9 protein-coding genes are annotated in these 13,248 nt (G+C 74.8%); 7 read left to right on the top strand and 2 right to left on the bottom strand.

What is annotated here, in order from left to right; translation table 11 throughout:
* The first annotated feature begins 141 nt into the window (after window positions 1–141).
* The 5 genes from ABT122_RS23815 to ABT122_RS23795 all read left to right on the top strand — a co-directional run bounded on the left by ABT122_RS23815 (window position 142) and on the right by ABT122_RS23795 (window position 9,408).
* Window positions 142–1,131: an alpha/beta hydrolase family protein gene (locus ABT122_RS23815; protein WP_351555741.1), complete on the top strand. Its 990-nt coding sequence runs from the start codon at window positions 142–144 to the stop codon at window positions 1,129–1,131.
* Entirely contained in the window at window positions 1,128–3,308 is a 2,181-nt protein-coding gene (locus tag ABT122_RS23810) for a vWA-MoxR associated conflict system protein (RefSeq protein ID WP_351555738.1), read from the top strand. The genes ABT122_RS23815 and ABT122_RS23810 overlap by 4 nt, the downstream gene beginning before the upstream one ends.
* Entirely contained in the window at window positions 3,305–4,336 is a 1,032-nt protein-coding gene (locus ABT122_RS23805; protein ID WP_351555735.1) for a MoxR family ATPase, read from the top strand. Before ABT122_RS23810 ends, ABT122_RS23805 begins: the two co-directional genes overlap by 4 nt.
* A 376-nt stretch (window positions 4,337–4,712) precedes the next feature.
* Complete coding sequence (locus ABT122_RS23800) at window positions 4,713–8,321, top strand: SAV_2336 N-terminal domain-related protein (RefSeq protein ID WP_351555732.1); 3,609 nt, start codon at window positions 4,713–4,715, stop codon at window positions 8,319–8,321.
* 94 nt (window positions 8,322–8,415) lie between these two features.
* Window positions 8,416–9,408, top strand: a complete 993-nt coding sequence (locus ABT122_RS23795; protein WP_351555729.1) for an ABC transporter substrate-binding protein — start codon at window positions 8,416–8,418, stop codon at window positions 9,406–9,408.
* Between the two features lie 278 nt (window positions 9,409–9,686).
* On the opposite strand, the gene ABT122_RS23790 is transcribed toward ABT122_RS23795, so the two are convergent.
* On the bottom strand, window positions 9,687–9,842 hold the full coding sequence (locus tag ABT122_RS23790; protein WP_351555726.1) for a hypothetical protein: 156 nt from the start codon (window positions 9,840–9,842) through the stop codon (window positions 9,687–9,689).
* A 530-nt stretch (window positions 9,843–10,372) separates the two neighbouring features.
* Window positions 10,373–11,386, bottom strand: a complete 1,014-nt coding sequence (locus ABT122_RS23785; protein WP_502976195.1) for a ferric reductase-like transmembrane domain-containing protein — start codon at window positions 11,384–11,386, stop codon at window positions 10,373–10,375.
* Window positions 11,387–11,711: 325 nt separating this feature from the next.
* Between ABT122_RS23785 and ABT122_RS23780 the strand changes: the two genes are divergently transcribed.
* Window positions 11,712–12,338 carry a hypothetical protein gene (locus ABT122_RS23780; RefSeq protein WP_351555721.1) on the top strand — a complete coding sequence of 209 codons (627 nt, stop codon included), beginning with the start codon at window positions 11,712–11,714 and terminating at the stop codon, window positions 12,336–12,338.
* A gap of 77 nt (window positions 12,339–12,415) precedes the next feature.
* Complete coding sequence (locus ABT122_RS23775; RefSeq protein WP_351555718.1) at window positions 12,416–13,015, top strand: sigma-70 family RNA polymerase sigma factor; 600 nt, start codon at window positions 12,416–12,418, stop codon at window positions 13,013–13,015.
* Window positions 13,016–13,248 lie beyond the last annotated feature (233 nt).

The raw sequence follows: 13,248 nt of genomic DNA, 5'->3' as shown, positions 1-13,248 counted from the left end.
GGCACGGGTCTTGATAGCGTCCTCGCACTGACGCGCACGGGTCCGCGGCCGTGCGGCGGGTGGCACGGGAGGTTGCGCACGGTGGGAGAGCACGGGGGCACGGATCGGGCCGGGGCGGGGAGCGGGCGGGGCGGGCGGCCCGTGATCGTCTTCGTGCACGGCGTCGGCGGGCCGCGCGACCCGGACGCTTCGCGGCAGAGCTGGACCAGCGCCCTCGCCGAAGGCGCCCGCGCGGCCGGTCACTCGGCCGCGATATCCGGGCTGACCGGCGGCTGGGACGTGGAGACCGTCTTCGCCCACTACGAGGAACTGTTCCACCCCGACTCCGGCGCCGAGCCGCAGGGCGCGGGCGGCGTGGTGGACGCGGCGGACCGGCTCGACGAGGAGCAGGCCCGGATAACGCTCGCGCTGATGGGCGAGTTCCTCGAACGGGAGGCCGAACGGCCCGAGAACCGGGGCGACGCCCGTCTCGCCCGGGCGCGCGCCCAGCTCTCCCCCGAGGCGCTGGCCGGCGCGGAGGCCCAGGGCCTGCTGGGCACCGCCCGCCATGTCATCGACGCCTGCTCCCTGTTCGCCTCGCTGCCGCTGGCGCGCCGCCTCGCGCGCTGGGCGACCGCCCACGAGGCGCTGCGGGACTGGTCGCAGCCCGGCCGCTATCTCGCCCGCCACGCCGAGAACGGCCACACCACCCCCCTCGACCAGCGCATCCGGGAGCGGGTGCGGAGCTTTCTGGACCCGGAGCGGCCGACGATCGTCATCGGGCACTCCCTGGGCAGTGTGATCGCCCTGGAGACCCTCGCCGACGGCTACCCGGGCGAGGTGCCGCTGTTCGTCACCATCGGCTCCCCGATCGCCACCCGGGCCGTCGTCTGGCCCCGGCTCCGGCCCAGCCCGCCCACCACCCCGGCGTGCGTCGGCCGCTGGCTGGACTTCGCCGACCGGGACGATCTGATCGTGCCGCGCCATCCGTTCGACGACATCGTCCTGCCCAACGAGGCCGGTGTGCGGCCGGAGTCGGTGCCGCTCGACTCCTGCCGCCTCTGGGTCCACAGCGCCACGACCTATCTGCGCAGGCCGGAGCCGGCCGGAGCGGTGATGGAGGCGCTGGCCTCCCTGTCCGCCGCTTCATGACCGCCGCCACCGCCGCCCCGGGGCCCGCCGGGCCGCCCCGGCAGGCGCTGGTGGTCGCCACCCAGTGCGCCCGGGAGCGGAAGCTGACCGGTCTCGCCCCGGTGGCCGCCGCGCTCTTCGACGCGCTCACCGACCCCCGGACCGGCGGCTGCGAGCCCTCCGGCGCCGACGGCACGGACGAGGTGCGCTCCGGGGCGGCGACCAGGCAGCTCATCGACGAGACGGTCCGCGCGGCGATCAAGTGCGCGGGGGAAGCGGGGGCGGTGCTGGTCCTCGTCTTCATCGGCCACGGCCAGGCGCCCGCCGACGCCACCACCCTGCACTACATGGCGAACGACTCCGCGCCCGGCGAGGCCGGCGGCTCGGTCGACGTGGGGGCGCTGCTCGCGGCGGCGGCCGACCAGCCGGGGATCGGCGGGGTCGTCGCACTCGTCGACACCTGCCACGCGGCGGCCGGCGCGCCGCCGGCCGCCAATCTCGCCGGCGGCTACGCCCAAGGCCTCAAGCGGGTCACCGTCCTCGCTGCCACGGCCGCCCACCGGCCCGCGTACAGCCTGGACTTCAGCCGCGCCCTCACCTCCGTGCTGCGCGAAGGTGTCCCGGACGCCGGGGAGTTCCTGCTGCCCCGGCACGCCAAGCGGGTACTGGGCGGGAAGCTGTCGAACCAGAACGTCATGATCAACGACTTCGACGGCGACCCGGACGCCGTGGACGAGCTGTGGCTCGCCCACAACGCCTGCCATCTGCCCGCCGGGGGCCGGCCCGGCGGCTGTCTCGGCGAGACCGGTGGGGCGGACCTCGCCGACGCCCTCGCCGCCTGGCCCGGGGCCCCGCTCCCGCCGCCCGGCGGCTGGACCCGCGCGGAGCTGGTCGCGCTGACCGCCCGGGCCATCGGCTCGCCCGCGCCGGAGGCCCTGTGGGTACGGGAGGTCGCCGGGGCCCTGGTGGCCGCCGTCGACACCGCCGCGTTCCTCACCGGCTGGGCGTCGGGCCTCACCACGGCCCGGCTCCGGGACGCGGTGACCCTGGTCAACCGGCTCTCCGCGACCTCGGGACCGGCCCACCCCCCGCTCCGGCCGCCCGCCGGGCTGACCGGCGGGGAGCTGCTGCGCCATCTGCTGGAGTACGCGGCCCTGCGCACCGCCCCCGCGAGCGCCGGCGGCACCGGGGGAGGGCTCGCCCGGTGTGTGGCGGCGGTCGCCGATGTCTGCGGCCTGGACTGCTCGGACGGCCCCGCCCGGGAGTGGGCACGGCGGACCGACGCCGTGATCGCCCTCGCCGACGCCCGGGACGGCATCGCCGAGCTGCGCGCCCGGCGCGAACCACGGCTGGTGATCAGTCTGCACGCGGCGCGGGTCGACTGGCCGGAGTCGCTCTCCGTCTGGCTGCGCGAGGGCGACCGCTGCGACCACCGGCAGGAGTTCGGCTGCGAGCCCACCCGGGCGGGGGTCGAGGAGATGCTCCCGGAGATCCTCGACTGGGCGGAGGCCCTGCTGCCGCCGGGGGCTCCGGTGCGCCATGTCGACATCGTGGCCCCCAGCTCCGTCCTGCTGAGCTGGCAGCCGGAGCGGGCCCGCGCGGGCCTGTACGAGCTGGGTGTCGACCGCACCGTCACCCTGCGGTGGGCGCACCGGCTCTCCGTGCCGGGGCGGCTGGGCCGGATGAACAGGGTGGCGCGCGAACAGCTGCGGGCGCTGGCGGAGCCCGCCCCGGGCGGGCGGGCGCCCGTCGACTGGCTGGACGCGGACGCCGCCGGGGATCTGGCGGCCCTCGGGGAGTTCCTCCGCATCGGCCGCTACCAGCGGGCCATCGGGGTCGACCACCGGCCGCCGCACCTGGCCGAGGTCGCCGACGCGCTGCTCCCGTACACCCCGATCCTGCTCTGGCCCGGCGCGGAGGACGGGCGGGCGGGCACAGAGCAGCGGCGGAGCCTGGACGAGCTGTGGTCCCGGCTGCCGGCCGGTTTCGGGGACGCCTACCGGCGGCGCCGGCACGCCGACGCGGGCCTCGCCCCCGCTCCCGGGACCGACGACGGCCCGCTCCTCGACGCGCTGGCGGAGCTGCGGGCCGTCTGGCACGACCTGGAGTGGCTGGACTTCTGCCAGTGGTTCGAGACCGCCCGCTCCCCCGCTCCCTCCCCGGCCCCCGCCCACCCGTCTCCCCGAGGAACCCGATGACCTGGAACGCGTACTACACCGGCGACGGCACCCCGCGCGATGTGACCCTCGCGGGACCGCCGCCGTGGCGCACCTTCCCGCGCCGGCCCGCCCCCCGGACCTTCCAGCCGCCCGAGGGCCTCACGGACGCGGTGAACGCGGCGCTCTATCTCCGCCGGCCACTGCTGATCACCGGCTCGGCGGGCACCGGCAAGTCCACCGTCGTCGAACAGGTCGCGGCCGAGCTGAAGCTGGGGCCGGTGCTGCGCTGGCACATCACCTCGCGGAGCACCCTGGCCGAGGCGCTCTGCGGCTATGACGCCCTGGCCCACATCCACGCGCTGCGGCTGCGCCAGATGGCGGCGAGCCCGCCGCCGGGGCCGGGGGACGACGCCACACGGGCGGACCGGGCCGAACAGGCCGACCGGACCGGACAGGCCGAACAGGCCGAACAGGCCGAACAGGCCGACGAGATCGCGCCCTTTCTGCGCCTCGGCCCGCTGGGCACCGCGCTGCTGCCCGGCGGGGGCAACCCCCGGGCGCTGCTGATCGACGAGATCGACAAGAGCGACCTCGATCTCCCCAGCGATCTCCTGGACGTGCTGGAGCGCGGCGAGTTCGAGATCCCCGAACTGGCCCGGCGCCCCCGGGCGGGCGTACCCGTCCGCACCTGGGACACCCGGGGCACCCACCCGGTGACCGACGGGGTGGTGCGGTGCAGCCAGTTCCCGTTCATCGTGATGACCAGCAACGGGGAACGGGACTTCGCGCCCCCGTTCCTGCGCCGCTGCATCCGGTACGCGATGCCCGCCCCCACCGCCGACACCCTGCGCCGCGCGGTGGAGGCGCATCTCGGCGAGGGCACGGCCTCCGTGGGCCCGGTCCCCGAGCTGATCGAGGGCTTCGCCGCCCGGATCGTCCGCGGCGAGGGCCTGGCCGTGGACCAGCTCCTCAACGCGGTGGCCCTGGTGACGGACGACCGCGCGCCCGGGGGAGAGCAGCGTGAGCGGCTGCTCGCGCTGCTGACCCAGCGCCTGAACAGTGCCTGAGGAGCCGGGGAGGCCGGCAGGTCCGGGGGAGGCCGCGGGTGCCTCCGGGGCGGCCCCCGGCGCTGGGGCTCCCGGTGGCGGGAGGCCCACGCCCGATCCGGCGGGCGGCGCCACGGGTGACCCCACGAGTGGTACGGGGAGCGACCCCACGGGCCCGCTGCCGGGCGGGACAGCGGACGGCCACCCGGGCGGCCCGCTGCCGGGCGAACCCACAAGCAGCCCCCCGCCCGCCCCCACAGGCCATCCCACCGACCCACCGCCCGCCGGACCCGGCGGGATCACCAGCGGTGCGGCTCCCCCGGGCACGGGCGCCCCCACGCCCGATCCAGCGGGCAGTGCCACGGGTGACCCTCCGCCCGGCCTCACAGACGGCGCCATGCGCGACGCCACGGTCGGCCCCACGGGCGGCGCGGGGAGCGACCCCACGGGCCCGCTGCCGGACGAACCCACGGTCAGTCCCCCGCCCGCCCCCACAGGCCATGCCACGACCCATCCCACCGACCCACCGCCCGCCGGACCCGGCGGGATCACCAGCGGTGCGGCTCCCCCGGGCACGGGCGGGCTCGGGCGGGTGCTCACCGACGTGCTCGTCGAGCTGCTGCCCGAGGGGACCGACTCCGCGGCCCTCGCGGATGTGCTCTGGCTGGCGGCGGGGAGCACACCGGTCCCGCCCGCGAACCCTTCCGCCGGGGAGGCGGCGGGCCCCGGGGGCGCTGTCGAGCGGGCGGGCGGGGCGCGCTCGGCGGGCGAGCCCGACCGGCCGCGTGCGGCGGACCCCGCCGCCCCCGCCCCCGCGCCCGTTCCCGAGCCGCGCCCCGCGCTCGCGCTGTACGAGACGCTGCCCGGCACCCCGGCACCCCCGGGCACCCCGGTGACCGTCGCCGCCGGGCCCGCGCTCCCCGGGCGGCTGCGGCTCGCCCGGGCCCTGCGCCCCTTCAGCCTCCGCTGGACGCAGGGCCCGCGCCGGGTGCTGGACCTGGCGGCGACCGTGCGCCACAGCCTCCGCGCCGGTGAGCTGCTTCCGGTGCTCGGCCCGGCGCCCGAGCCGTGGTTCGATGTGCTGCTCGTCGTCGACGACAGCCCGTCGATGGCCGTGTGGGCGGACACCGTCGCCGAGTTCACCTCGCTCCTCGCCGGCCTCGGCACCTTCCGCCGGGTCGACACCGTACGGCTCCTGCCGGGCGACGAACCCCGCGTGGTGGACCGCGCCGGGCGGACCGTCGCCCCGGGCCGGGTGGCGGCGCCCGGCGGGCGGCGGCTGGTGCTGGTGGTCTCCGACTGCACGGCCGGCGGCTGGTACGCGCCGCGGAGCTGGCAGTTGGTCCGCCACTGGGCCGCCCGGGTGCCCGTCGCCCTGATCAATCCGCTCCCGGGCAGGCTGTGGGGGCGCACGGCGCTGGATCTCCCCGCCGTCCGGGTCACCCACCGCACCCCCGCCGCCGCCAACCGGGACCTGGAGTTCACCGCGCCGCTGCTCCCCGCCCCGCCCCCGGCGCCGGGCGGCGGCCCGGTCTGGGTCGCGCTCCCCACCCTGACCTTCTCGCCCCACTCGCTGGGCCGCTGGGCGCGCGGGTTCGCGCACGGCGCGCCGGAGGGGTACGACGCGGTCCTCCTCCCCGCTTCGGGCACGCTGCCCACCCCCTTCGACGCGCCCGGGCCCGCCGGGGCCTCCCCGGACGCGGCGGAGGCGTTCCTCCGCACCGGGACCCCGGCCGCCGTCCGACTGGCGGCGCTCTGCAGCCCGTTCAGCCGGATCGGGCTGCGGCTGCTCCAGCTCATCCGGCAGGAGGTGGTCCCCGAGGCGGGCCTCGGGGAGGTCGCCGAGCTGCTCACCAGTGGTGTCCTCGCCGTCGAGCGCACCGGGGGCGCCCCGCCGGTGCTGGTCTTCCAGGGCACGGCCCGGCGCCGGTTGACCTCGGCCCTGGCCCGCCGGGACGCCTGGCTGATGCACTCGGCCCTCACCCGCTACATCGCCGCCCACCCGCCGTCCCCCCGTGGCCTGGGGGCCGTCGCCGTCGAGACCTCCGGCTCCCCCCTCCCGGACGATCCACGGGACGACGAGGAGCTGCGGCCGTTCGCGGAGGCGTCGGGGGAGCTGCTGAGGGTCCTGCGGGGTGGGGGGCGGGCGGCACCGGTCGTGCCGAAGCCGGACCCGGACCCGGAGCCGGAGCCGGAGGCCGAACCGGAGACCGAACCGGAGACCGAACCGGAGCTGGAGACCGTCTCACCGCTTCCGGACCCGGAGCGCAGTGCGGCGGTGCTCATCGGCGTCTCGGCCTACACCCGCCTTCCGCGCCTGTGGAACGTGGCGGACGCGCTGGACGAGATGCGCGGCCTGCTGACCTCCCCCGCCGGGTGGAATCTGCCCGACTACCGCTGTGTGACCGTGCTGGACCCTCCGGACGCCCGAGCCGTGCTGGAAGCGGTCCAGGCGGCCTGCGACCGGGCCGAGGACGCGCTCTTCCTCTACATCGCGGCGCGGACGCTGGAGAGCGACGGGCCGGAGCTGCCCGCCTGGGCGGTCCCGGACTCCGTCCCGGGGGAAGCACGCGCCACCGGCGTGCCCTTCGACAAGGTCCTGAGGATCGTCCACGGTTCCTCCGTACGCCGGGTGATGGTGGTCCTCGACCACACCCTGGGGATGGAGTCCACACGGGAGCTCACGGAGTCGGGCACCCGGCTCTCCCGCTCCCCCTCGACCCACCTCATGGTCTGCGAACCCCTCCTGGACCGCCCGCGCGCCGCGTCGATCCACCGGTTCGTCGAGCAGGGGCTGCCCGGCGGGCCGCGTTTCCTCGGGGTACCGGAAGTACTGACGCATCTGGCGGAGCTGTCCGGCCGGCAGGGGCTCACCTCCGCCTCCTGGACGGAAGGGCGGCTTCCGCTGGCATTGGGCCGCAACCGGCTCGCGGGGGAGGGCAGCCCGCTCGAATTCGCTCGCCGGAGCGTGTACGGACAGATGTACCGGATCATGCCGTTCGGCGCCGAGGCGGAGCTGCTCCCGGATGCGGAACGGCTGCTGACGGCGCTGCTGTGGTTCATGGGGCCGGACCCCGCACGTACCGTGCGCTCCCTCTCCCCGGGGGACCCCTCCCCGTTGCTGGATGAGCTGACGGAGTATCTGGAGCGGCGCGGGTTCGATCTGCGGCCCGGCACGCTGGACGGCGGCCCGGACTATTTCTGTTCGCCCAACGGGTCGTCGTCGCTCTTCCCGTTCGAGGTCAAGGTCCGGGCGGAGGGCCGGGGCTCCGGGGACTCCCTGCCCTGGAGCCTCAACCGGCTGACCCAGTACCCCTCCCCCATCGCCTTCCTCCTCGTCCTGGAGCCCTCCCGGAACCCCGTGCCGCCCCCGCTCGGCGAGCGGGTCTCGGTCGTCGACACCAGCCGGGGCGGGGAGCCGGACGAGCGGTCGTGCGTGGTCACCCTCCGGCTGCCGGTCTCCCTCACGTCCGCACAACCGGGCCCGGACGAGGAGGAGCACGTACCGGAACGGCCCGAGGACCTCTGGGAGTCCTATGACCGGTCCCTCCACGAGGTGCTGCGGGACGCCGTCGACGGTGCCTGCGAGAACCTCGCGGGACGGGAGGTCGCCACCCTCCTGGACGGCTATCCGCACCGGGACGGCGGCGGACTCGACCTGGAGGACGTCGACATACCCGCCCTGCTGGACTCCCCGACCGTGAAGTCCGTCCACCCCGACCGCTCGACCCTGGACTGGCACAGCCATGAGGAGTACGACCACGGTCTGGTCGTCGGCGAGGTGACCGTCGAGGCCGAGATCACCATCGAGGGGTTCATGACGAAGTCCGCGTTCGCGTTCCACGAGCACGAGGTGGATGTCCTCGACGGGGACTGGAACGACGACACGGTCTGGGCGTCGGTCAGCCGCTCGGTGGTGCTGACCTTCCACGCCCAGGTCGAACCGCCCCCCTTCGACGCGGAGCTCGAACTGCAGGCGGTGGCGAGCCCCGGCCCGCGCCGGTAGCCGATCCCCCTGTCGGGATTCAGCCAAACACACTTACACTTAGCCAAGCCTTACCAAACCTGCGTCGGGTCCCCAGCACGAAAGCGGAATGTCCATGATCAGCACGACCTCCTCGCGCCGCCGAACTCTCGCCCTGGCCACCGCACTCGCCGGTGCTCTCACGCTCACCGCCTGCGGCTCCGGCTCGGACTCGGGCTCGGGTTCCGAGGACAAGGGCGCGGACAAGGCGGCTTCGAAGACGACGGTCGTCAAGACGGCCATGGGCGATGTCAAGGTGCCCGCCGAGCCGAAGCGCGTCGTCGTGCTCGACACCGCCGAGCTGGACTCCGTGATCACCCTCGGTGTGAAGCCGGTCGGCGCCACCCGCACCGACACCCCCTCGGGCTTCCCCGGCCATCTGCCCAAGGAGTCGGTCGAGGGCGTCAAGCTGGTCGGCGAGATGCCGGACCCCAGCCTGGAGACCATCGCGGCGCTCGACCCCGATCTGATCCTCACCAGCAAGATCCGCCACGCCGACAAGTACAAGGAGCTGTCGGCCATCGCGACCACCGTGATGACCGAGTCCACCGGCCTCCCCTGGAAGGAGAACTTCCTGACCCACGCGAAGGCGCTGGGCAAGGAGGCCGAGGCGGAGAAGGCGATCGCCGGCTACAAGAAGCAGACCGCCGCCGTCACCGAGGCCCTGGGCGGCAAGGAGAAGGCCGCCGGCACCGAGGTCAACATGGTGCGCTTCATCGAGGGCGCGGACATCCGCATCTACGGCAAGGAGAACTACATCGGCACGCTGCTCGCCGATGTCGGTCTGGGCCGCCCCGCCATCACCGACAAGGCGGAGGAGGGCTTCATGCTCAATGTGAGCCCCGAGAAGATCGACACCGCCGACGCCGATGTCATCTTCCACTCCACCATCGGCGACCCGAAGAAGGCCAAGGCCACCGAGGTCCTCGGCGGTCCGCTGTGGAAGAACCTCGGCGCGGTGAAGAAGGGCAACGTCTTCCCGGTCGAGGACGAGCTGTGGATTCAGGGCATCGGCTACACCGCCGCCGGCAAGATCCTCCAGGAGATGCAGACCGCGCTCACCAAGTGACGCATGACGCGGTGACGCGGTGACGCGGTGACGCGGTGACGCGGCAGCCCACCGGAGCACGGCGAACCGCCCGGCACGGGCCTCCCCTCGGGGAGGTCTCCGCGCCGGGCGGTTCGCCGTCCGGGCCCCCGGGGCCCCCGGATCAGCCGGGGTCCCAGCTCTCGTCGTCCTCGGAGGCGCCGTTGAACGGGGTCACGGTCATCGTCAGTCGCGGTACAGCCGCCATCGTCCTCATCCTCACGTGTGTCGTCATCGTCATCACCCGCTCCCGCCCGGCCTCAGCCGAGCCGTCGGCGGTCGCGCCCACGCATGCCACGCATGCCGCGCGGACCGTTCGCCGGTGCCGTGTCGCCGAGCCCCGGCTCGCCCTGCGAACAGGGCATATCGGGGCCGGGCGGGGTGGCCGGTACGGCTCGGGGCAGGGTCGTGGTCATCTTCATCACCTTGAGAGGGAGGTACGCGGCGAGGTCTTCCGTCGGCGGCCATGGTCCGGTGGGGCCGGCGGCGGCGGTTCCACTCGCGTGTGCCGGGTGGAACGTCGGTCGGGCTCCCGCGCGGCCCCTTCCCCCGCGCTCGGCCGGCCGGCCGGCGCGCGGAGGCGCACGCCGGCGGCAGGCGTTCGGGGAGGAGGAGAGGGGTCCGCTCCGTGGACGTAACGACGCGCGTCAACGCGTGCGATACCCACGGATGCGTACTGCGAGAACTCGGAAACTGCGTCGGGGCCGAGCGCCCGGACGCTGATGCGTCACGGCACTCACCGGGTGGTGGCGGTGTCCGCCTTTCCTGTGGTCATGCCCCGATCCTGACAGGGGGTGGGGGTACCCGCAACGCAGTTTTCACGGCGTGATGAGCCGCCGGGAGCGGCCCCCGAAATTCCCTTCCGCACAGGCGAAAGCCCCCGCGCGGCGGCTTGCCGAACGGGGGCGGAGGGTGTCTCGCGAACGCCTGGGCGGGGGCCGCCGGGTCAGTCGTGGTTGTGGGTGGAGGAGGTGTCGGCGGGGGGTTCCGTACGGCCGCCGTCACGGCCCGAGATCACCACCGCGAGCAGCACCGCGATGGCCGCGGCGGCCAGTACCCGGCCGGTGAGCCGCAGGCCCCAGCCGGCCGCCGAACCCGAGCGCGCGCCGGGCGCGGTCAGCCGCTGGGAGCGGCGCGCCGGACGGAGCAGCCGCACCAGGAAGAGGGCGGCGATGGGGAGTTGCAGCAGCCAGATGGAGGTGCGGAACCAGCCATCGTACCAGACGTTGGTCCCGTACAGCAGGGTGTGCCACACGCTCAGCACATAGACCACGAGGACGAAGCGGTGCATCACCCGCCAGGTCCTGGGGCCGATGCGGTGGCGTATGTAGAAGAGCAGACCGAGCGGGATCGCGAGATAGAGGGCGGCCTGGCCGATGGGGATGGCGATTCGGCCGGTGCCGGACTCGTAGCCGCCGGGCACGAAGGACTCGACGAAGGCCGTCCAGGTGCTGCCGTACCAGGTGTCGGTGTCGTGGCGGATCAGCTCGGCGGCGAAGGCCAGGGCGTGCGCGAAGATCAGGGCGATGGTGTTGATGCTGGTGGTGCGGTGCAGGCGCTCCAGCCGGGGGACCGACATCGGCAGCCAGGACGGGCGGGGGCCGGAGAGCAGCAGCCCGAGGATGACCGTGCCCCAGGCCCACAGCAGCGCCGACCAGCCGAAGGCCTGGCTGACGAAGTAGACCCAGAACGCGCCGGTGTCGGCCATGAAGGGCATGACCGTGACCGTGGAGGAGGTCTTCGCGCGGATGCGGAGATAGAGGATCACGAAGATGACGGCGGTGATGGCGAGGGCGACCGTGCCGTCCAGGACGCTGTTGCGCAGGTCCGAGCGGAGGGTGATCCGGGGCTGGGAGCGCTCCCGCGCGCGGGGGATGGAGACCAGGCCCTGTCCGCCCTCGGCTCCCGATCCCGCTCCCGTGCCCTCGGCTCCCGATCCCGATCCCGATCCCGATCCCATGCCCTCCGCGCGCGTGCCCGTGCCCGCCGCCGTCGGCCCGGGGTGCTGCCCGGCGGCGCCGTCGGGGGACTCCGGCTCCGGAGTCGCTCGCTCCGTGTTCGGCTGCATCGGCTCGGCTCCGCTCCTCGCTGAGACCCGCGCGGGCCCGGGGCGCGTGCGGGGCGTGTCGGTGGAGGTGTCGGACACGGTGGCCGGAAAGTTCCCGGCACTCCTCAGTGACGTGCATCACTGTGTCCGGGTGTCCGGGCAAAGGGCGTGATCGGGCGATGTGTCGGCATCAGCGGGTCTTCCCCGGACCCCAGGTCCCACTGGCACCATGACTCCCATGGGAGCCGGACCCGCACTCCGCCTCGCCCACACCGCGGTGCTCGCCGCTGTGTGCGTCGTGGTGTCCGGGCTCGGCCATGCGCTCTCCTCCGACGGTGCGTCACCCTCCCTCTGGGGATATCTCGTGGTGATCCCGCCGGTATGCGCGGCGGCCTGGCGGCTCACCCGTACGGAACGCTCCGCGCGGTGCGTCGTCGCGGCGAGCGCCGCCGGGCAACTGGCGCTGCACATGCTCTTCGGGCTGGTGGCCCATCCGCCGGCCGGGGGCGGCGGGCTCCATCCGCCCGGGCACACGGGGATGGCGCGGGCGCCGTCCGGCGGTGTGCTCGATCCGTCCGCGCTCACCCCGCTGACCGGTGCGATGGGGATGGCCCATCTGCTCGCCGGGGCGGTGTGCGGGTGGTGGCTCTGGCGCGGGGAGCGGGCGCTCGTGCAACTGTCGCGCGCGCTCCGGCTGTTCGCCGGGGGGCGGCTGCGCTTCGTCCGCACGGTGCTGTGCGGGGTGTGCCTCCCGCCGGTCCCGCTCCGGGTACCGCCCGGCCACGGGGCGCCGGTCCGGGCGCCCGCGTCCCTGGTGTCCCTGCGCGCGCTCCCCCGGCGCGGGCCGCCCGCGCTCTCCTTCTGATTCGTCACCTCGTCACCTCATCCATTCCCCACGGGAATCCCTGACGGGCTCTGCCCGGACATGAAGGACGTTTTGTGATGCTTTCTTCCCATGTTGTCGAGACCGAGCGCGACCGCGACGCGGAGATCACCGGCTGGGCGCTGGCGGCCGGGCTCGGCGATCAGCGGGCCGCCGAGCTGTTCGTGGGGGCCACGTACGAGGACGTGCGGCGGTTCGTCGCGCACCTCACCGCCGATGTGCGCGGGGCCGAGGATCTGACCCAGGAGACCTATCTGCGCGCCCTGCCGAGTCTGAGACGGTTCGCCGGGCGCTCCTGCGCCCGGTCGTGGCTGCTGGCGATCGCCCGCCGGGTGGTGGTGGACCGCTACCGGAGGGCGGCGGTACGGCCCCGTGTCGCCGACACCGCCGACTGGCTGAGCGCGGCGGACCGGGCGCAGCCGCGCCATCTGCCCGGGCTGGAGGAGGCGGTGGCGCTGGGGGACGCGGTGCGGGGGCTGGAGCCGGGGCGGGGGAGGGCGTTTGTGCTGACGTGTGTGGTGGGGTTGTCGTATGCGGAGGCGGCGGAGGTGGTGGGGTGTCCGGTGGGGACGATACGGTCGCGGGTGGCGCGGGCCCGTCGTGACCTGGCGGCCATCTGGCACGCCCCCCACCCCCCGTCCCTCCCCTCAGCCGCCTAGCCCCCACCGCCCCCGCACGACGGGCAGCCCGAGCAACCCCAGCCCGTCTGGGGGCACCTCCCAGAGGCAGCTCCGGGAGAGCTTGAGGACGGACCCCGCGCCACAGGCAACCCGAGCAAAACCCAGCCCGTCTGGGGGCACCTCCCAGAGGCAGCTCTGGGGGAGTTTGAGGACGGACCCTGCGCCACAGGACCCCGCACCCTGCGGGCCACGGTCGGGGGCCAGCCCCCGAA

This window comes from Streptomyces sp. NPDC001985, assembly GCF_040296845.1.
GTDB lineage: Bacteria > Actinomycetota > Actinomycetes > Streptomycetales > Streptomycetaceae > Streptomyces.
Note: the sequence above shows the minus strand (reverse complement) of the source record. Positions and strands in the feature narration are given on the sequence as shown.

Coding starts and splice junctions, on each gene's coding strand:
- ABT122_RS23805 (WP_351555735.1), top strand. CDS start 3,305: ATGACCTGGAACGCGTACTACACCGGCGACGGCACCCCGCGCGATGTG.
- ABT122_RS23785 (WP_502976195.1), bottom strand. CDS start 11,386: ATGGGATCGGGATCGGGATCGGGATCGGGAGCCGAGGGCACGGGAGCG.
- ABT122_RS23790 (WP_351555726.1), bottom strand. CDS start 9,842: ATGACCACGACCCTGCCCCGAGCCGTACCGGCCACCCCGCCCGGCCCC.
- ABT122_RS23795 (WP_351555729.1), top strand. CDS start 8,416: ATGATCAGCACGACCTCCTCGCGCCGCCGAACTCTCGCCCTGGCCACC.
- ABT122_RS23810 (WP_351555738.1), top strand. CDS start 1,128: ATGACCGCCGCCACCGCCGCCCCGGGGCCCGCCGGGCCGCCCCGGCAG.
- ABT122_RS23800 (WP_351555732.1), top strand. CDS start 4,713: ATGCGCGACGCCACGGTCGGCCCCACGGGCGGCGCGGGGAGCGACCCC.
- ABT122_RS23780 (WP_351555721.1), top strand. CDS start 11,712: ATGGGAGCCGGACCCGCACTCCGCCTCGCCCACACCGCGGTGCTCGCC.
- ABT122_RS23775 (WP_351555718.1), top strand. CDS start 12,416: ATGCTTTCTTCCCATGTTGTCGAGACCGAGCGCGACCGCGACGCGGAG.